This is a genomic window from Streptomyces sp. CA-111067, assembly GCF_050956065.1.
Taxonomy (GTDB): domain Bacteria; phylum Actinomycetota; class Actinomycetes; order Streptomycetales; family Streptomycetaceae; genus Actinacidiphila.
Window position 1 is genome coordinate 680,304 of the sequence record NZ_CP192103.1, and the last position, 13,884, is coordinate 694,187.

The following is a 13,884-nucleotide window of genomic DNA, read 5'->3' on the forward strand; positions in this document are numbered from 1 at the left end:
GCACGGCCGGGTCAGTCGGCGGAGACCTCGGAGCGGTCGCCGCCCCAGAGGGTGTGGAAGGAGCCCTCGCGGTCGGTGCGGCGGTAGGTGTGGGCGCCGAAGTAGTCGCGCTGGCCCTGGGTGAGCGCGGCCGGCAGCCGCTCGGCGCGCAGCGCGTCGTAGTAGGCCAGCGCCGCCGAGAAGCCGGGCACCGGCACGCCGTGCCTGACCGCCTCGGTGACCACGGCCCGCCAGTCGTCCTGCGCGCCGCCGATCTCCTCGGCGAACTTCGGGTCGGACAGCAGGCTGGGCAGCTCCGGGTCGCCCTGGTAGGCCGCGGTGATCCGGTCCAGGAAGGCCGCCCTGATGATGCAGCCGCCGCGCCAGATCGACGCGATGGCGCCGAGGTCGATGTCCCAGCCGTAGGTCTCGCTGCCGGCCCTGATCTGGTGGAAGCCCTGGGTGTACGAGACGATCTTGGACGCGTAGAGCGCCTGCTCGACCTGGTCGGCGAAGGCCGCGGCGGCCTCGCCCTCCAGCGCGCCGCCGCTCGGCCCCGGCAGGTTCCTGGACGCGGCCCGCAGGTCGGCGTGGCCGGACACCGAGCGGGCGAAGACCGCCTCGGCGATCCCGGAGACCGGCACGCCGAGGTCGAGCGCGATCTGCACCGTCCAGCGCCCGGTGCCCTTCTGCTCGGCCTGGTCGGCCACCACGTCCACGAACGGCTTGCCGGTCGCCTCGTCGGTGTGCGCGAGCACCTGCGCGGTGATCTCGATCAGGTACGAGTCGAGCCGGCCGCCGTTCCAGGTCCTGAAGGTCTCGGCGATCTGCTCGGGGCTGTAGCCGGCCACGGCCCGCAGCAGGTGGTACGCCTCGGCGATCAGCTGCATGTCGGCGTACTCGATGCCGTTGTGCACCATCTTCACGAAGTGGCCGGCCCCGTCGGGGCCGACGTGGGTGGTGCAGGGGCTGCCGTCCTTGGCCTTGGCCGCGATCCGCTCCAGCAGCGGTCCGAGCGAGGAGTAGGACTCGGCGGAGCCGCCGGGCATGATGGACGGCCCGTTCAGCGCGCCCTCCTCGCCGCCGGAGATGCCGACGCCGACGAAGTGGATGCCCTGCTCGCGCAGCTTGCGCTCGCGGCGCCGGGTGTCCTCGAAGTGCGCGTTGCCGCCGTCGATGATCACATCGCCGCTCTCCAGCAGCGGCGCGAACTCGTCGATCACCGCGTCGGTCGGGTCGCCCGCCTTCACCATGATCACCAGCCGCCGGGGCCGCTCCAGGGCGGCCACGAACTCCTCGGCGGTGCGCGCGGCGATGAAGCTGCCCTCGTCGCCGTGCGCCTCGACCAGGGCGTCGGTCTTCGCGGTGGTGCGGTTGTGCAGCGCCACGGTGAATCCGTTGCGGGCGAAGTTACGGGCGAGGTTGCTGCCCATCACCGCGAGTCCGGTGACTCCGATGTCGGCCGATCCGCTCATGCGCTGCTCCTGGATGCTCGCTGTCGACGCTGGCTGGACGCTCGGTTTCCCGTCCCATTCTTACCGGGCGGCCGGCTGGGCGCTCAGTGGCCGTCGCGGGGCAGCGGCGCGGAGGTGTCGAGGAAGAACGTGTCGATGCGCTGCACGGCCTCCAGGAACTCGTCCAGGTTCACCGGCTTGGTGACGTACGCGTTCGCGTGCTTGCGGTAGGCGTCGGCGATGTCGTCGGGCGCCGCGGAGGTGGTGAGCACGACCAGCGGGATGGAGCCGAGGTCGGGGTCGTCCTGGAGCACCGCGAGGAACTCCCGGCCGTTCATCCGCGGCATGTTCAGGTCGAGCACGATCAGGTCGGGGCGCTCGTGGTCGGGGTCGCGCAGGTACTCCAGCGCCTCGACACCGTCGCCCACATGGGTGAGCGACCTGGTCATGCTGCCCTCCCCCAGCGCGTCCTGGATGAGCATCACGTCCGCCGGGTCGTCCTCCACCAGCAGGACGCTGTAACTGCGGGGCAGGCTGAGGCCGTTCATCGGGTCGCTCCTGGACATGAGGGGTCGGGACGGGGGTTGTGCGGTGAAGACCAGACCGGGCCAGCGCTTGCGGGCGCCCTGCCGGGTGATCCCCCACGCCTCGCCGATCTGCGGGTACCTGGCGCCCTGCCGGGCGGCGGAGGTCGCCTCCTCCTGGGCCCTGCGGTCCACGGCCCGCATCAGGTGGGCCAGGACGTGCAGCCGGGCCAGCGGGCCGGGCGGGCCGCCGGGCGCCATGCCACCGGGCCCGGACGCGGCGGACCGCCGGGCCAGTTCGTGCACCAGGTCCCTGACGGCCTCGTCGGCGAGCCGGGACATGTCCCGCTCGGGATCCGGCCCGGGCTCCGGTGCGGAGTCCCGGTGGGGATCCTGGTCGAGGCCCGGAGCGGCGGACACCGTGGGATGCGGCATGGTCGCATCGTAGGGAGTCCGCGACCACGTTGACAACAAGGGTTGTCCAAATCCGGCGGCCCGCGATGGCCTTGACGGCGGCCGAGGGGGGAAAGAGGTTCACTATCCCCGGTGCGGTAGTAGCGGGGTACGGCGTCCGCGGGGCGGCCGGGTGGCAACCGTTGGTAGCCGCACCGCGGGCGCCGGCCGCTGTCCGGGCGGTGCGTCAAGTGGCCGGACGGGGCCTGCCGGGCTGTGCCCGAGCAGTGTGTCGAGGGGGCGTACGGGCGCGCCGCGGCGCCCCGTGACTCGCCGGGAGCGGGCTACAGCACGGAGGCGGCGACCAGCACCCCGCACACCGCGAGGGCCGCGCCCACCGCCAGGTTGAACGCGATGGTGTAGCGGTGCGGGCCGGCGCCGCCCGCCGGGGCCTCCTCGGCCGCTATCCGGGTCCGCGGGTACTGGCCGCGGGCCATCCGGCGGCTGAACAGGACGAAGAACGCTCCCCAGAGCGCCAGCAGCACACCCAGCGCCACATGCATACGGTCCTCCTCCCGTTCACGGCCCAGCGGGCCCCTGCGCGCCGTACGGTTCGGCCGGCAAGCCTCCGTCTTGCCCGTCCGCCGGTCGCCAAACGGCCCCGCGGGGCGCTTGCGCGGGTCGAACCGCCGGGCCGTCAGGCGGCGTCGGTCTTCGGGAACACGTACTCGTCGAGCACGATGCCGATGGCCACCGCCGCCGGGATCGCCACGAGGCCGCCGATGATGCCGAGCAGCGAGCCGCCGGCCAGTACCGCCACGACGGTGACCACCGGGTGCACGTTGACCGCGAACCTCATCACCCGCGGCATGATCAGGTAGTCCTCGGCCACCCGGAAGCCGATGTAGAACACGGCGGTGGACACGGCCACCGGCAGCGAGACCGACAGCGCCACCAGGCTGACCGCTATGCCGCCGACCGTGGACCCGACCACCGGGATCATGTCCATCAGGGCCACGAACAGGCCCATCGCGGCCGGGTAGGGCACCCCGAGCACCTCGCACCAGATGAAGGTGGCCAGGCCCGCTATGGCCGAGGTGGCCACGTTGCCGAGCATGAACCGCCCGACCCGGCTGAGGATCTCCTCCACGACGCTCTCCGCGCGCTCCCTGCGGGTGCCGGGCACGAAGCGGTAGCCGAACCGCTTGATCGCCGGCAGCCCGGCCATCACGTAGAGCGCCACCGTGATGACGATGACGGTCGAGGTGACGGTGCTGACCACCAGCTGGCCCGCGCCGAGCACTCCGCCGGCCACCTTGGAGGCGCCGCCGCCCGACAGCTGCTGCTGGGCCTTCTCGATGATGTGGTAGCGGTCCTCCAGGTGGCCGAGCGCCGAGTGGTGGTCGTGCAGCTGGTGGTTCCAGCGGGGCAGCGCGTCGCTCAGCGCGTTGACCGACGCGCTGACCGGCGGGATCACCAGCGCGAGGAAGCCGGCGAAGAGCCCGGCGAGGCCGAGCACCACGACGGCGACCGCCCAGGTCCTGCGCAGCCCGCGCCGGCAGAGCCAGGCCACCACCGGCTCCAGGCTGACGGCGATGAAGAACGCGAGCAGCAGCAGCGTCAGCAGCTCGCTGAGCCGCAGCACCGTCTGGACCAGCAGCCAGGCCAGCACGGCGCCGAGGCCGAGGCCGAAGCCCACGCCGAACCAGGAGCGGCGGGCCGGCAGCCCGCCGAGCAGCGACTCGCGCGCTCCCCTGCGCGGGGTCGGCACACCGGGTCCTGAGCCGGCACCGGGGCCTGCGCCAGGCCCGGCGCCGGAGTCCGCCCGGGTCGGCGGCGCTCCCGGGTCGGGGACGGCGCCGGACGGCGCTGCGGCCTCCGCCTTCGTGTCTGACATGGCGCGGTCTCCCTCGTGAGTGGCCCTGCGGGCCCGTCCTGCGCCGGACGGGCCGCCGCCGGTGCCTGCTGCCCGGCGCGGCGGCCGCGGCGGTCAACCGGACAACGCGGGCACGCCCCGCACGTCACCGGAAGGCGCCCGGTCGGCCGTGCCTGATGCGGCCGACCGGGCGCCGGTCCCGGGTTCGCGGGGCGTCGCGTTGCCGGCCGGACGGCGGGGGCAGCCCGCCGGCCGGTCGGTCAGCGCCTTCGGGGCCTGCGGTCCCGAGAGTCGCCGAACAGGATCCGGTAGCCGATCAGCAGGACCAGCGCTCCCGCGATGGCCGAGATCCAGGTGGCCGCGTCGAAGAACTGGTGCTGCACCGGGCGGTCGAGGAACTTCGCGGACAGCCAGCCGCCCAGGAACGCTCCGGCGACGCCGAACAGCCAGGTGCCCAGCACACCGCCGGGGTCCCGGCCGGGCAGCAGAATCTTTGCGACCGCTCCGGCGAGCAGTCCGAGGACGATCCAACCGATGATTCCCATGCGGGTCGTCTGCCCCGGAGCGGCGCGAACACACGGGCGACCGCGCCGGGTTGGCGCCCCGGCCGGGGCGCCGGACGGTCAGAACCTGCGCCAGCGCGCCGAGGCGAACGAGAACAGGCCGAAGAGCGCCAGCCCGACGGCGGTCAGCACCAGCAGCCAGGGACCGGCCGGGGTGTGGGCGAAGGACCGCAGCGTGTCGTCCATCCCCTTCGCCTTGCCCGGGTCGAACCGGACCGCCGCGACGATCACGAACACGCCCGCGCCGGCGAACACCGCGCCCCGGGCGATCCCGCCGGCCACACCGGTCGCGGTCACCGACTTCCTGACCGGCGGCGACATCCGGGCGGTCTCCAGTTTCTTGAGGAACTTGCGCATCCCGGCACGCACCGCGAGCCCGACGCCGACCGCGACGAAGCCGACACCGACGATCCCCACCAGCCAGCGTCCCGCGGGCAGTTTGAGCGCCGACGCCGTCCAGTCCTTCGACTTCTGGTCGCTGCCGCTCGAACCGCCGGAACCGGCGGCGTAGGCGGCCGTTCCCCAGCAGACCGACGCGTAGAACACCGCGCGTCCGGCGTTCAGCAGCCGCGAGCCGGTCTTGTCCTTGCCGCCGCTGCTGCCGCTGCCGAAGACGGCCTGCGCGGCGCGCCACAGCGTCATGCAGGCGAAGCCGGCGGCCAGGATCCACAGCAGGGCGGTGCCGAACGGCTGGGCCGCGATCTGGTGCAGCGCGCCCTGCCGGTCCGCCTCGCCGCCGCCCGAGCCGAACGCGACCCGGATCGCGATGTATCCGACGAGCAGGTAGACCACACCGCGGGCGACGAATCCCGCCCGCCCCGCGGTCCGCATCCCCTGGCCCTGCGCGCTGTCGCCCGCCTTCCTGGCCGCTCTCGCCGCCTTGCCGCGGCCCTGCGCCTGTGCCGACATCGTCACTGCCTCCCCTGGTCCGCGGGGACACCCGCATATTCCGGAGGGGTCGTCTGCCCCGGGCCGCCGCCGGCACGCTTTTCACCCGTCCGTGTCAGGCCCCGGCGGGGAGCCGTGTCGTTGCCCGGGTAGGGAGTTCATACGGCGGTCACCGAAACTTCCCGTGTCCGGGCACAACGTCAGCAGGGGTTGGACCGTCAAACTGGCATCAGGGGGAGGTAGACGGGTGTCACCACTGGCTTTTCGCGCCGGGCGGCCGCGGCCGGCGCGGCGGCGCGGCCCGCTGCGCGGGCGGGGGGCGGCCGGCTGCGGCCTGGCCGGGCTGCTGACGGCGCTGGTCCTGCTGGCTCCGCAGGCCCACGCCGCGCCCGGCGACGACACGGGCACGCCCGGCCCTGACCAGGGCTATGCCTTCACGGAGTTCGCCGGCAGCGCGCCCGGCACCGACTACGACCACCGCACGGTGACCCTGACCGGCCGGCTGCTGCGGTACGACCCCGCGGGCGGCGCCGAACTGCCGGCGGCGGGCGTCCAGGTGGAGCTGACCCGCGGAGCGCCCGGCACCACCGGTCCGGACGCCGGCTCCGCCGCCGGCACCGAGCCGCTGGGCACCGTGACCACCGACGCGCAGGGGCGGTTCCGGCTGGCCGGCGCCGAGATCGACCCGCCGGCAGACGCGGGCGCGCTGGAGCCGTCCGTGGTGCCGGTCTTCGCGGTCTACGACGGCGAGACGTCGCCCGGCTCGGCGGACCCCGGCCGGACCCCGTCGGTACCTGTGGTGGACGGCGCGGGCCAGGCGCTGGCGGAGCTCGACCTCACGGTGACACCCTCGGCGGCCCGGCTGACCATGGACTACCGTCCGGGTCCGGTCACCGCGGACGGGCGGACGATCACCGCGGAGGGCGTCGTCGAACGGCGGACGGACGGCGGCTGGGCGCCCGCCGAGGGTGTGCCGGTCTCGGTCGGCTTCAGCACCCCCGACGGCGCCCATGACGTCCGGCGCGACCAGCCCACCGGCGCCGACGGGCGGTTCTCGGTGCCGTTCACCGCCGCCAGCACGGGAGTCGTGTCCACCACCGCGGACTGGACGGCCGATCCGTTCCTCGTGCCCACCGGCGCCGGCGGCCTCGACGAGACCGTCTACGTCGCCACCACCCCGCCGGCCACCAGCGCCCCGGCCGCCACCAGCGTGCCGCCGCCGGTGCACCGCGCCGCCGCTCCCCCGATGACCCTGACGTCGGCGGCCTCGGCGGCGCCGCCGGTCGCCCGCACCACCCCGCCGGCCACCACCGCGCGCTCGGTGCCGGCCGCGGCGCCCGACCGGCTGGCCGCGACCGGCGAGGGCACCCCACGGGCGTCCTTCCTGGCGGGCGGCAGCACCCTGGTCGCCGCGGGCCTGGTGCTCGCCGTGGCCCGCCGCCGGATACGCCGGGCGCGCTGAACGGCGGCCGTCGGGGTCGCGGCAGCCACGGCCGGGGGCCGAAAGGCGAACATTGGGTACCGGAGCAGAGCTTGACGGCCATTCGGCCGCGGCGGTAGTCAGATCCCGTCACCATGGGGGCAGTGACGGAATGGGGGGCACCATGAAGCCGCTGGAAGCGGGCGATCCCACATCGCTGGGAGACGGCAGATACCGGCTGACCGGGCGACTGGGCCAGGGCGGGATGGGCGTGGTCTACTTCGGCCGCTCCCAGTCGGGCCGGGCGGTCGCGGCCAAGGTGGTACGGCCCGAGCTGAGCACGGAGCCGGGCTTCCGGCGCCGGTTCGCCGACGAGGTGGCCGCCGCCCGCAGGGTCGGCGGGTTCCACACCGCGCCGGTGGTGGACGCCGACCCGCTCGGCGAGCCGGCCTGGCTGGTGACGGCGTACGTTCCGGGACCGACCCTGCACGCCGTGCTGGTCGACGTCGGGGTGCTGCCGGTCGACACGCTGACCGTGCTGGCCGCCGGGCTCGCCGAGGCGCTTGAGGCGATCCACCGGGCGGGAGTGATCCACCGCGATCTGAAGCCGGCCAACATCATCGTGGCGGAGGACGGCCCGCGGGTGATCGACTTCGGCATCGCGCGCGCCCTTGACGGCACGTCACTGACGCAGACCGGGCTCCAGGTCGGCACGCCCGGCTTCCTGGCGCCCGAGCAGCTCACCGGCGGGGCGATCACCGCCGCGGTGGACATGTTCGCCCTCGGGGTGGTGCTCAGCCAGGCGACGGGCGCGGCCCCGTTCGGCGACGGCCCTTCGGCGGCCCGGCACTACCGGGTGGTGCACGAGGAGCCCGACCTCAGCGGCGTACCGGACGAGCTGCGCGACCTGATCGCGGGCTGCCTGTCCAAGAACCCGCTGCACCGGCCCTCGCCCACGGAGTTCCTCGGCCGGCTGACGGTACGGGAGCGGCCGGACGGCGAGTGGCTGCCGGCCGAGGCCACCGCGCTGCTGCCGCGCACCGCGCCGACGGTCAGCGGGCCCGGAGCCGCCCACCCGCCGACCGTCAAGTCCGGCCCGGCGCCCGCCGGTTTCGGCCCGCCCTCGCCGGAGTACGAGGCGGCGCCGCCGGGTGACGCCGGCTCAGGCGGCCCCGCGGGCTCAGGCGGCTCGTACGGGGTCGCGCCGCCGCCGGAGCAGCCTGGCGGCTACGAGCCCACCGCGCGGGTGGAGTCCGCCGGGGCCGGCCAGGAGAGCCCGCCGTACGAAGGCAGCCCCTACGGCGCCGGATCACCCGGGTCCGGCTCCTACGAGAGCAGTCCGTACGGGGCGGGGTCGTACGAGGCCGCCCCGCCCGAGGGCGCGGCGCCGTACCGGTCCACCACGCCGTACGAGTCCCCGTCCTGGTCAGGACCGGGGTACGGGCCCGGCACCCCGCCGCCCGCGGAGCCGGCTCCGCCGCGCGGCGGGCGCCGCAAGGCGGTGGGCGGGGCCGCGGCGGTGGTGGCCGTCGCCGTGGTGGCCGCGCTGCTGGTCTGGCAGCCCTGGTCCAGCGGCTCCTCGGACGACAAGCACTCCGCCTCCGGGGGTTCGCCGGGCACGGCCTCGGCCGGCAGCAGCGCGAAGGCCGGACCCGCAGGGCTGCCCACCGCTCCGCTGCTGGTCAGGATGGACACCGCGCCGGGCTGGCCGAAGGCGTGCCACGCCGAGATCGCGCTCCGGGACTCCGGCACCGACAACCCACGGCCGCTCGTCCCCGGCGGCACCTGCGACACGCTGCCGTCCTGGTCGCCCGACCACAGCAGCTTCGCCTTCACCCGGTCGCTGGGAAACGGCGACCAGTACGCGTGGGTGGCGAAGGCGGACGGCTCGGGCGCGCACGAGGTCACCACCATGTCCGGCGGCCGGATCTCCTGGTCGCCGGACGGGAAGCAACTGGCCGTGCTGCGCAAGAAGAACGGGATTGCGCAGATCTTCATCGTGGACATCGCCGGCGGCTCCGCCCGGCAGCTGACCACCGGAACCCGCTCCATCCAGGACCCGGCCTGGTCGCCCGACGGCACCCACTTCGCCGTCTGCCTGGACACCTCACCGGCGCTGCCGCAGGTCTACCTGATCGAGTACGCGCACCCGGGGGCCGCCCCGCGGCAGGTCACCACCGGCACCTCGCGCGCCACGGACCCCCAGTGGTCGCCGAACGGCAACTATCTGGCCTACACCTACGGCAAGCCCGGGGTGGCCACCCAGGGCGACATCCACGTCGTCGGGTCGGACGGCGGCGGCGACTACCCGCTGGCGGCCACCCCCGACCAGGAGATGGACCCGGTCTGGTCGCCCGACGGCAAGTGGGTGGCCTACGTGCGCGGCCCGATCGAGACCCCGGCGGTCTGGACCAGCCGGGTGGACGGCAGCGGAACCCGGAAGCTCACCACCGGCACCGTCCCGGAGGGCCACCCCGCCTGGCGCTGACCGGCGCACCCGCCGGTCAGGCCGGCGGGTCGGACTCGGCGCGCTGCTTGAGCAGCCGGAGCCGCTCGTCCCAGGTCTCGGCGAGTGCCGTCATCCAGGACGCGGTGGCCGTCAGGGACTCGGGGCGGACGCTGAAGAGCACCTCGCGGCCGACCCTGCGGCTGCTGACCAGCCGGGAGCGTTCCAGCACCGCCAGGTGCTGGACGACCGCCTGGCGGGAGACGGTCACCTGGCCGGCCAGCGCGGTGGCGCTGCTGGGGTGCCGGGCGGCCAGCAGTTGCAGCAGCCTGCGCCGGGTGGGGTCGGCGAGGGCGCCGAAGACCCCGTCCACGTCCGCCGCGGGCTCCCGCGCCGGCCCGCCGGGATCGGCGCCGGCGCCCGGTGGAGCGCCGGTGGTCACCCCTGCTCCGCCCGGGACTTGAGGCCTGCCATCTCCTCCTGCCAGCCGTCGGTGTTGGAGCGCAGTCCTGCCTCCCGCACCCCGTCGGAGGCGTCGAGGTGGGCGAAGCCGCTCTCGGTGACGGTGACCCGCACGCCGTCCGGCAGCACGGTGAGGTCGAACGCGATCAGCGTGGTGCGGCCGGGGGCCAGCTCCGCGCCGGGGAACTGGCTGGCCCAGCGGAACTCGGCGTGCGTCCTGGCGTCGAGCCTGACCACCTCGACGGGGAAGCGCCCGTACTTCACGCTCTCCCTGACCGTCTGGCTGCCCGGGGTGCGGTCCGGCGGCTCCTCGATGTCGGAGGGCACCCACCAGCCGGGTTCTGTGACCAGGTCCCAGACCCGTTCGAGGTCGGCGTTGATGGTGATGTCCTGCACGATGCGGTCTTCCATGACTGCGCGTCCTCTCGCTCGATGTGCAAGTCAATCCTTGCACTCGATGCTCTCAGGCGCAAGCACGCGCTTGCACAAGACGTCAGGCGGACAGCGCCTCCTCCCCCGCTTCACCCTCCCCCGCCGCGCAGGCCGCCACGAGGTCGTCGAGCGACACCTCCAGGGCGGCGGCCAGCGCCACCACCGTGAAGAACGCCGGGGTCGGCGCCCGTCCGGTCTCGATCTTGCGCAGCGTCTCGGCGGACACCCCGGCCAGGGCCGAGATCTCCACCATGCTGCGGTCGCCGCGCGCCCGGCGCAGCAGCGCGCCGAACCGCTCGCCTCTGCGGCGTTCCAACGGGGTCAACGGAGTCCTCACCATGACCGTGATACTAATACCGGTATAAGTATTGGGCCCCGGCAGGGGGCGGCATGGCGGGAGTGGCAGGACATGGTGGAGATCAAGACCGACGCGGCACTGGAGGCGATGCGCGAGGCCGGACGGGTGGTGGCGAACGCGCTGGCCGCCACGCGGGAGGCGGCCGCGGTCGGGGTGTCGCTGACCGAACTGGACGAGGTGGCCCGCGCCGTGCTCGACAAGGCCGGCGCCCGGTCGCCGTTCCTCGGCTACCAGCCGGCCTTCGCCGACACCCCGTTCCCCGCGGTGATCTGCACCTCCGTCAACGACGCGCTGGTGCACGGCATCCCCACCGGCTACCGGCTGCGGGACGGCGACCTGGTCAGCGTGGACTGCGGGGCCGAACTCGACGGCTGGACCGGCGACGCGGCGATCAGCTTCATCGTCGGCACCCCGCGCCCCGAGGACCTGCGGCTGATCGAGACCACCCAGCGGGCGCTGGACGCCGGGATCGCCGCGGCCACCGTCGGGCACCGGATCGGCGACATCTCGCACGCGACCGGCACGGTGGCCACGCAGGCCGGCTACGGCATGCCCGCGGACTTCGGCGGCCACGGCATCGGCCGCCGGATGCACGAGGACCCGCACGTGCCGGGCCGCGGCCGCCCCGGGCGCGGCTTCCCGCTGCGGCACGGCCTGACGGTGGCGATCGAGCCGATGATGATGGCCGGCGGCGTCGACAGGTACCGCACCGGGCCGGACGGCTGGACCCTGCTCACCACCGACGGCAGCCGCGCCGCGCACATCGAGCACACCGTGGCCGTCACGAAGGACGGCCCGCGGGTCCTCACCGCCCCGTGACGGCAGGCCGTGACCGCCGGGACGTGACCACCGCGCTGTGACGCGAACGCGCCCGCCGACCGGTCCGGCGCCGTCGCCGGACGGGGGCGCCGTAGGACCCGTGACGCGAAGACGCCCGGAGACCGGTCCGGCGTCGTAGGACCCGCGACGCGGCGGCGGCCGCCGGTGCCTCCGGCCCGTCAGCCCGACCTGACGCCGTAGACGTCCCGGTAGGACGGGAAGCTGCCGCCCGGTCCGCTGACGCCCTCGGCGGCGAGCATGGCGTGCGCGATGGCCCGGGCCAGGGTGTCGGCGCCCGTGGCCAGGACGGCGTTCAGTGCGCCGGCCTCGTGGTGCACCCGGAAGGCCGGGGCGACCGGCGGGCCGCCGGCCGGCAGCAGCGGGCGGCGGGCGGTCGAGATCGCGAAGACCGTGTCGCCGTCGGAGAGCGAGTGCGCGGGGCGGATCGCCCGGGCGAGCCCGTCGTGCGCGGTGCCGGCCAGCTTGTGCGCCTGCGACCGGGTCAGCACGGCGTCGGTGCCGACCACCGCGAGGGTGGTGTTCAGCGGCCCGGCCTGCTGCCGGGCGGCGGTCTCCGCGGCGGCGTCGGCGAGCCGCCGACCGGCCCGCTCCAGGGCCTCGGGGCCGACCGGCAGCCCGTACGTGCCGAACTCGGCGGAGCGGACCGGCCCGGCGCCCCACAGCGCGCCGCTGCCGGGATCGACCGCCGACCCGGCGGCGTTGACCACCGCGAGGGCGCCCACCGTGGCGCCGGACTCCAGCACCAGGCTGGCCGTCCCGACCCCGCCCTTGAGGCCGCCGGCCACCGCGCCGGTGCCCGCGCCGACGCAGCCCTGCGGCACCGGCGCGCCCTCCTTCGTGCCGGCCGCCGCCCGTACCGCGGCGCGCCCGAGGTCGGGGCCCGGCCGGCAGCGCCAGCCGCCACCGCGGCCGAGGTCGAACAGCGCGGCGGCCGGCACCACCGGCACCACCTGCCCGGGGCCGCCGACCTGGAAGCCGCGGCCCTGCTCCTCCAGCCAGCCGGCCACACCGCCGGCCGCGTCCAGGCCGAACGCACTGCCGCCGGCCAGGACGACCGCCTCGACGCGCGGCACCAGGTTGCGCGGGTCGAGCGCGTCGGTCTCCCGGGTGCCGGGCCCGCCGCCGCGTACGTCGACGGCGGTCACCGCGCCGCCCTCGGGCGCCAGCACCACCGTGACCCCGGTCAGCCAGCCGTCCCCGGTGCGCCGGGCGTGGCCGACCCGCAGCCCCGGTACGTCGGTGAGTCCGTTGCCCGGCCCGGAACGCGGGGCCGGTCCGTTCGCGGTCATGCGTACTCCGTCCCGGCGGCCGAACCGCTCGGCCGCCGGGACGATCATCACCCCTGGGAGCCGCCGACGTCAGGACTGCGGGAGGTCGGAGCGCGCCGCCGCGTCCTCACCGGCCTCCAGCAGGTTGGCGGCGGCACCGATGATCCGCGGGTCGGGCCTGCCCACCACCTCGTCGTCCCGGTCGGTGTACGGGAAGCGGGCCAGCACGCTGCGCATGGCCTCCACCCGGGCGCGCTTCTTGTCGTTGCTCTTGACCACGGTCCAGGGCGCGTACTCGGTGTCGGTGTCGTGGAACATGGCCACCTTCGCCTCGGTGTACCGGTCCCACAGGTCCAGCGAGGCCAGGTCCATCGGGCTGAGCTTCCACTGCCTGACCGGATCGACCTGCCGGATGGTGAACCGGGTGCGCTGCTCGTTGCGCGAGACCGAGAACCAGAACTTCACCAGCGCGATGCCGTCGTCCACCAGCATCCGTTCGAAGCCGGGCGCCTGCCGCATGAAGCGGTGGTACTCGTCGTCGGTGCAGAAGTTCATCACCCGCTCCACGCCGGCCCGGTTGTACCAGGACCGGTCGAAGAGCACGATCTCGCCGGCGGTCGGCAGGTGGGCGACGTAGCGCTGGAAGTACCACTGCCCGCTCTCCCGCTCGGTGGGCTTCTCCAGCGCCACCACCCGGGCGCCGCGCGGGTTGAGGTGCTCGATGAAGCGCTTGATCGTGCCGCCCTTGCCGGCCGCGTCCCGGCCCTCGAAGAGGATCACGATCCGCTGGCCGGTCTCCTTGACCCAGCGCTGCAGCTTGAGCAGCTCGATCTGCTGGAGCCGCTTGTGCCGCTCGTACTCCGGCCGCTCCATCCGGGAGTCGTACGGGTAGTTCTCCCGCCAGGTGTCCACGGCGCTGCCGTCGGGCCGGATCAGCACCGGGTCGTCCTGGTCGGTGTAGTCCACCGTCATGCCCGCCAG

14 protein-coding genes are annotated in these 13,884 nt (G+C 74.7%); 3 read left to right on the forward strand and 11 right to left on the reverse strand.

Features of this window, described 5'->3' with window-relative positions; genetic code table 11:
• Window positions 1–11: 11 nt before the first annotated feature.
• From gndA to ACQPW6_RS03025, 6 genes are all read right to left on the reverse strand, one after another.
• On the reverse strand, window positions 12–1,454 hold the full coding sequence (gndA, locus tag ACQPW6_RS03000) for an NADP-dependent phosphogluconate dehydrogenase (RefSeq protein ID WP_433887940.1): 1,443 nt from the start codon (window positions 1,452–1,454) through the stop codon (window positions 12–14).
• An 83-nt stretch (window positions 1,455–1,537) separates the two neighbouring features.
• Complete coding sequence (locus ACQPW6_RS03005; RefSeq protein ID WP_433887941.1) at window positions 1,538–2,392, reverse strand: response regulator; 855 nt, start codon at window positions 2,390–2,392, stop codon at window positions 1,538–1,540.
• Between the two features lie 302 nt (window positions 2,393–2,694).
• The gene (locus tag ACQPW6_RS03010; RefSeq protein ID WP_433887942.1) at window positions 2,695–2,913 is read right to left on the reverse strand and encodes a hypothetical protein; all 219 of its coding nucleotides are present in this window, start codon (window positions 2,911–2,913) and stop codon (window positions 2,695–2,697) included.
• A gap of 134 nt (window positions 2,914–3,047) precedes the next feature.
• On the reverse strand, window positions 3,048–4,247 hold the full coding sequence (locus ACQPW6_RS03015; RefSeq protein WP_433887943.1) for an AI-2E family transporter: 1,200 nt from the start codon (window positions 4,245–4,247) through the stop codon (window positions 3,048–3,050).
• Window positions 4,248–4,486: 239 nt separating this feature from the next.
• Window positions 4,487–4,771: a GlsB/YeaQ/YmgE family stress response membrane protein gene (locus ACQPW6_RS03020; protein ID WP_433887944.1), complete on the reverse strand. Its 285-nt coding sequence runs from the start codon at window positions 4,769–4,771 to the stop codon at window positions 4,487–4,489.
• A gap of 78 nt (window positions 4,772–4,849) precedes the next feature.
• Window positions 4,850–5,698, reverse strand: a complete 849-nt coding sequence (locus ACQPW6_RS03025) for a DUF1206 domain-containing protein (RefSeq protein ID WP_433887945.1) — start codon at window positions 5,696–5,698, stop codon at window positions 4,850–4,852.
• 226 nt (window positions 5,699–5,924) lie between these two features.
• Between ACQPW6_RS03025 and ACQPW6_RS03030 the strand changes: the two genes are divergently transcribed.
• Window positions 5,925–7,139 (forward strand): hypothetical protein, encoded by a 1,215-nt coding sequence (locus ACQPW6_RS03030; protein WP_433887946.1) that lies wholly within the window; start codon window positions 5,925–5,927, stop codon window positions 7,137–7,139.
• Window positions 7,140–7,281: 142 nt separating this feature from the next.
• Window positions 7,282–9,585 (forward strand): protein kinase domain-containing protein, encoded by a 2,304-nt coding sequence (locus tag ACQPW6_RS03035; protein WP_433887947.1) that lies wholly within the window; start codon window positions 7,282–7,284, stop codon window positions 9,583–9,585.
• A 16-nt stretch (window positions 9,586–9,601) separates the two neighbouring features.
• On the opposite strand, the gene ACQPW6_RS03040 is transcribed toward ACQPW6_RS03035, so the two are convergent.
• The 3 genes from ACQPW6_RS03040 to ACQPW6_RS03050 form a co-directional block, all read right to left on the reverse strand.
• Complete coding sequence (locus tag ACQPW6_RS03040; RefSeq protein ID WP_433887948.1) at window positions 9,602–9,985, reverse strand: ArsR/SmtB family transcription factor; 384 nt, start codon at window positions 9,983–9,985, stop codon at window positions 9,602–9,604.
• The gene (locus ACQPW6_RS03045) at window positions 9,982–10,416 is read right to left on the reverse strand and encodes an SRPBCC domain-containing protein (RefSeq protein ID WP_433887949.1); all 435 of its coding nucleotides are present in this window, start codon (window positions 10,414–10,416) and stop codon (window positions 9,982–9,984) included. Before ACQPW6_RS03045 ends, ACQPW6_RS03040 begins: the two co-directional genes overlap by 4 nt.
• An 82-nt stretch (window positions 10,417–10,498) precedes the next feature.
• A complete protein-coding gene (locus ACQPW6_RS03050) occupies window positions 10,499–10,777 on the reverse strand; it encodes a helix-turn-helix domain-containing protein (RefSeq protein WP_433887950.1) in 279 nt (92 codons plus the stop codon).
• A gap of 69 nt (window positions 10,778–10,846) precedes the next feature.
• Here ACQPW6_RS03050 and map point away from each other — a divergent pair, with 69 nt between their 5' ends.
• Window positions 10,847–11,614 (forward strand): type I methionyl aminopeptidase, encoded by a 768-nt coding sequence (map, locus tag ACQPW6_RS03055; RefSeq protein WP_433887951.1) that lies wholly within the window; start codon window positions 10,847–10,849, stop codon window positions 11,612–11,614.
• Window positions 11,615–11,793: 179 nt separating this feature from the next.
• On the opposite strand, the gene ACQPW6_RS03060 is transcribed toward map, so the two are convergent.
• Window positions 11,794–12,924 (reverse strand): P1 family peptidase, encoded by a 1,131-nt coding sequence (locus ACQPW6_RS03060; protein ID WP_433887952.1) that lies wholly within the window; start codon window positions 12,922–12,924, stop codon window positions 11,794–11,796.
• Window positions 12,925–12,993: 69 nt separating this feature from the next.
• Window positions 12,994–13,875: a polyphosphate kinase 2 gene (gene ppk2, locus ACQPW6_RS03065; protein ID WP_433894402.1), complete on the reverse strand. Its 882-nt coding sequence runs from the start codon at window positions 13,873–13,875 to the stop codon at window positions 12,994–12,996.
• Window positions 13,876–13,884: the final 9 nt, after the last annotated feature.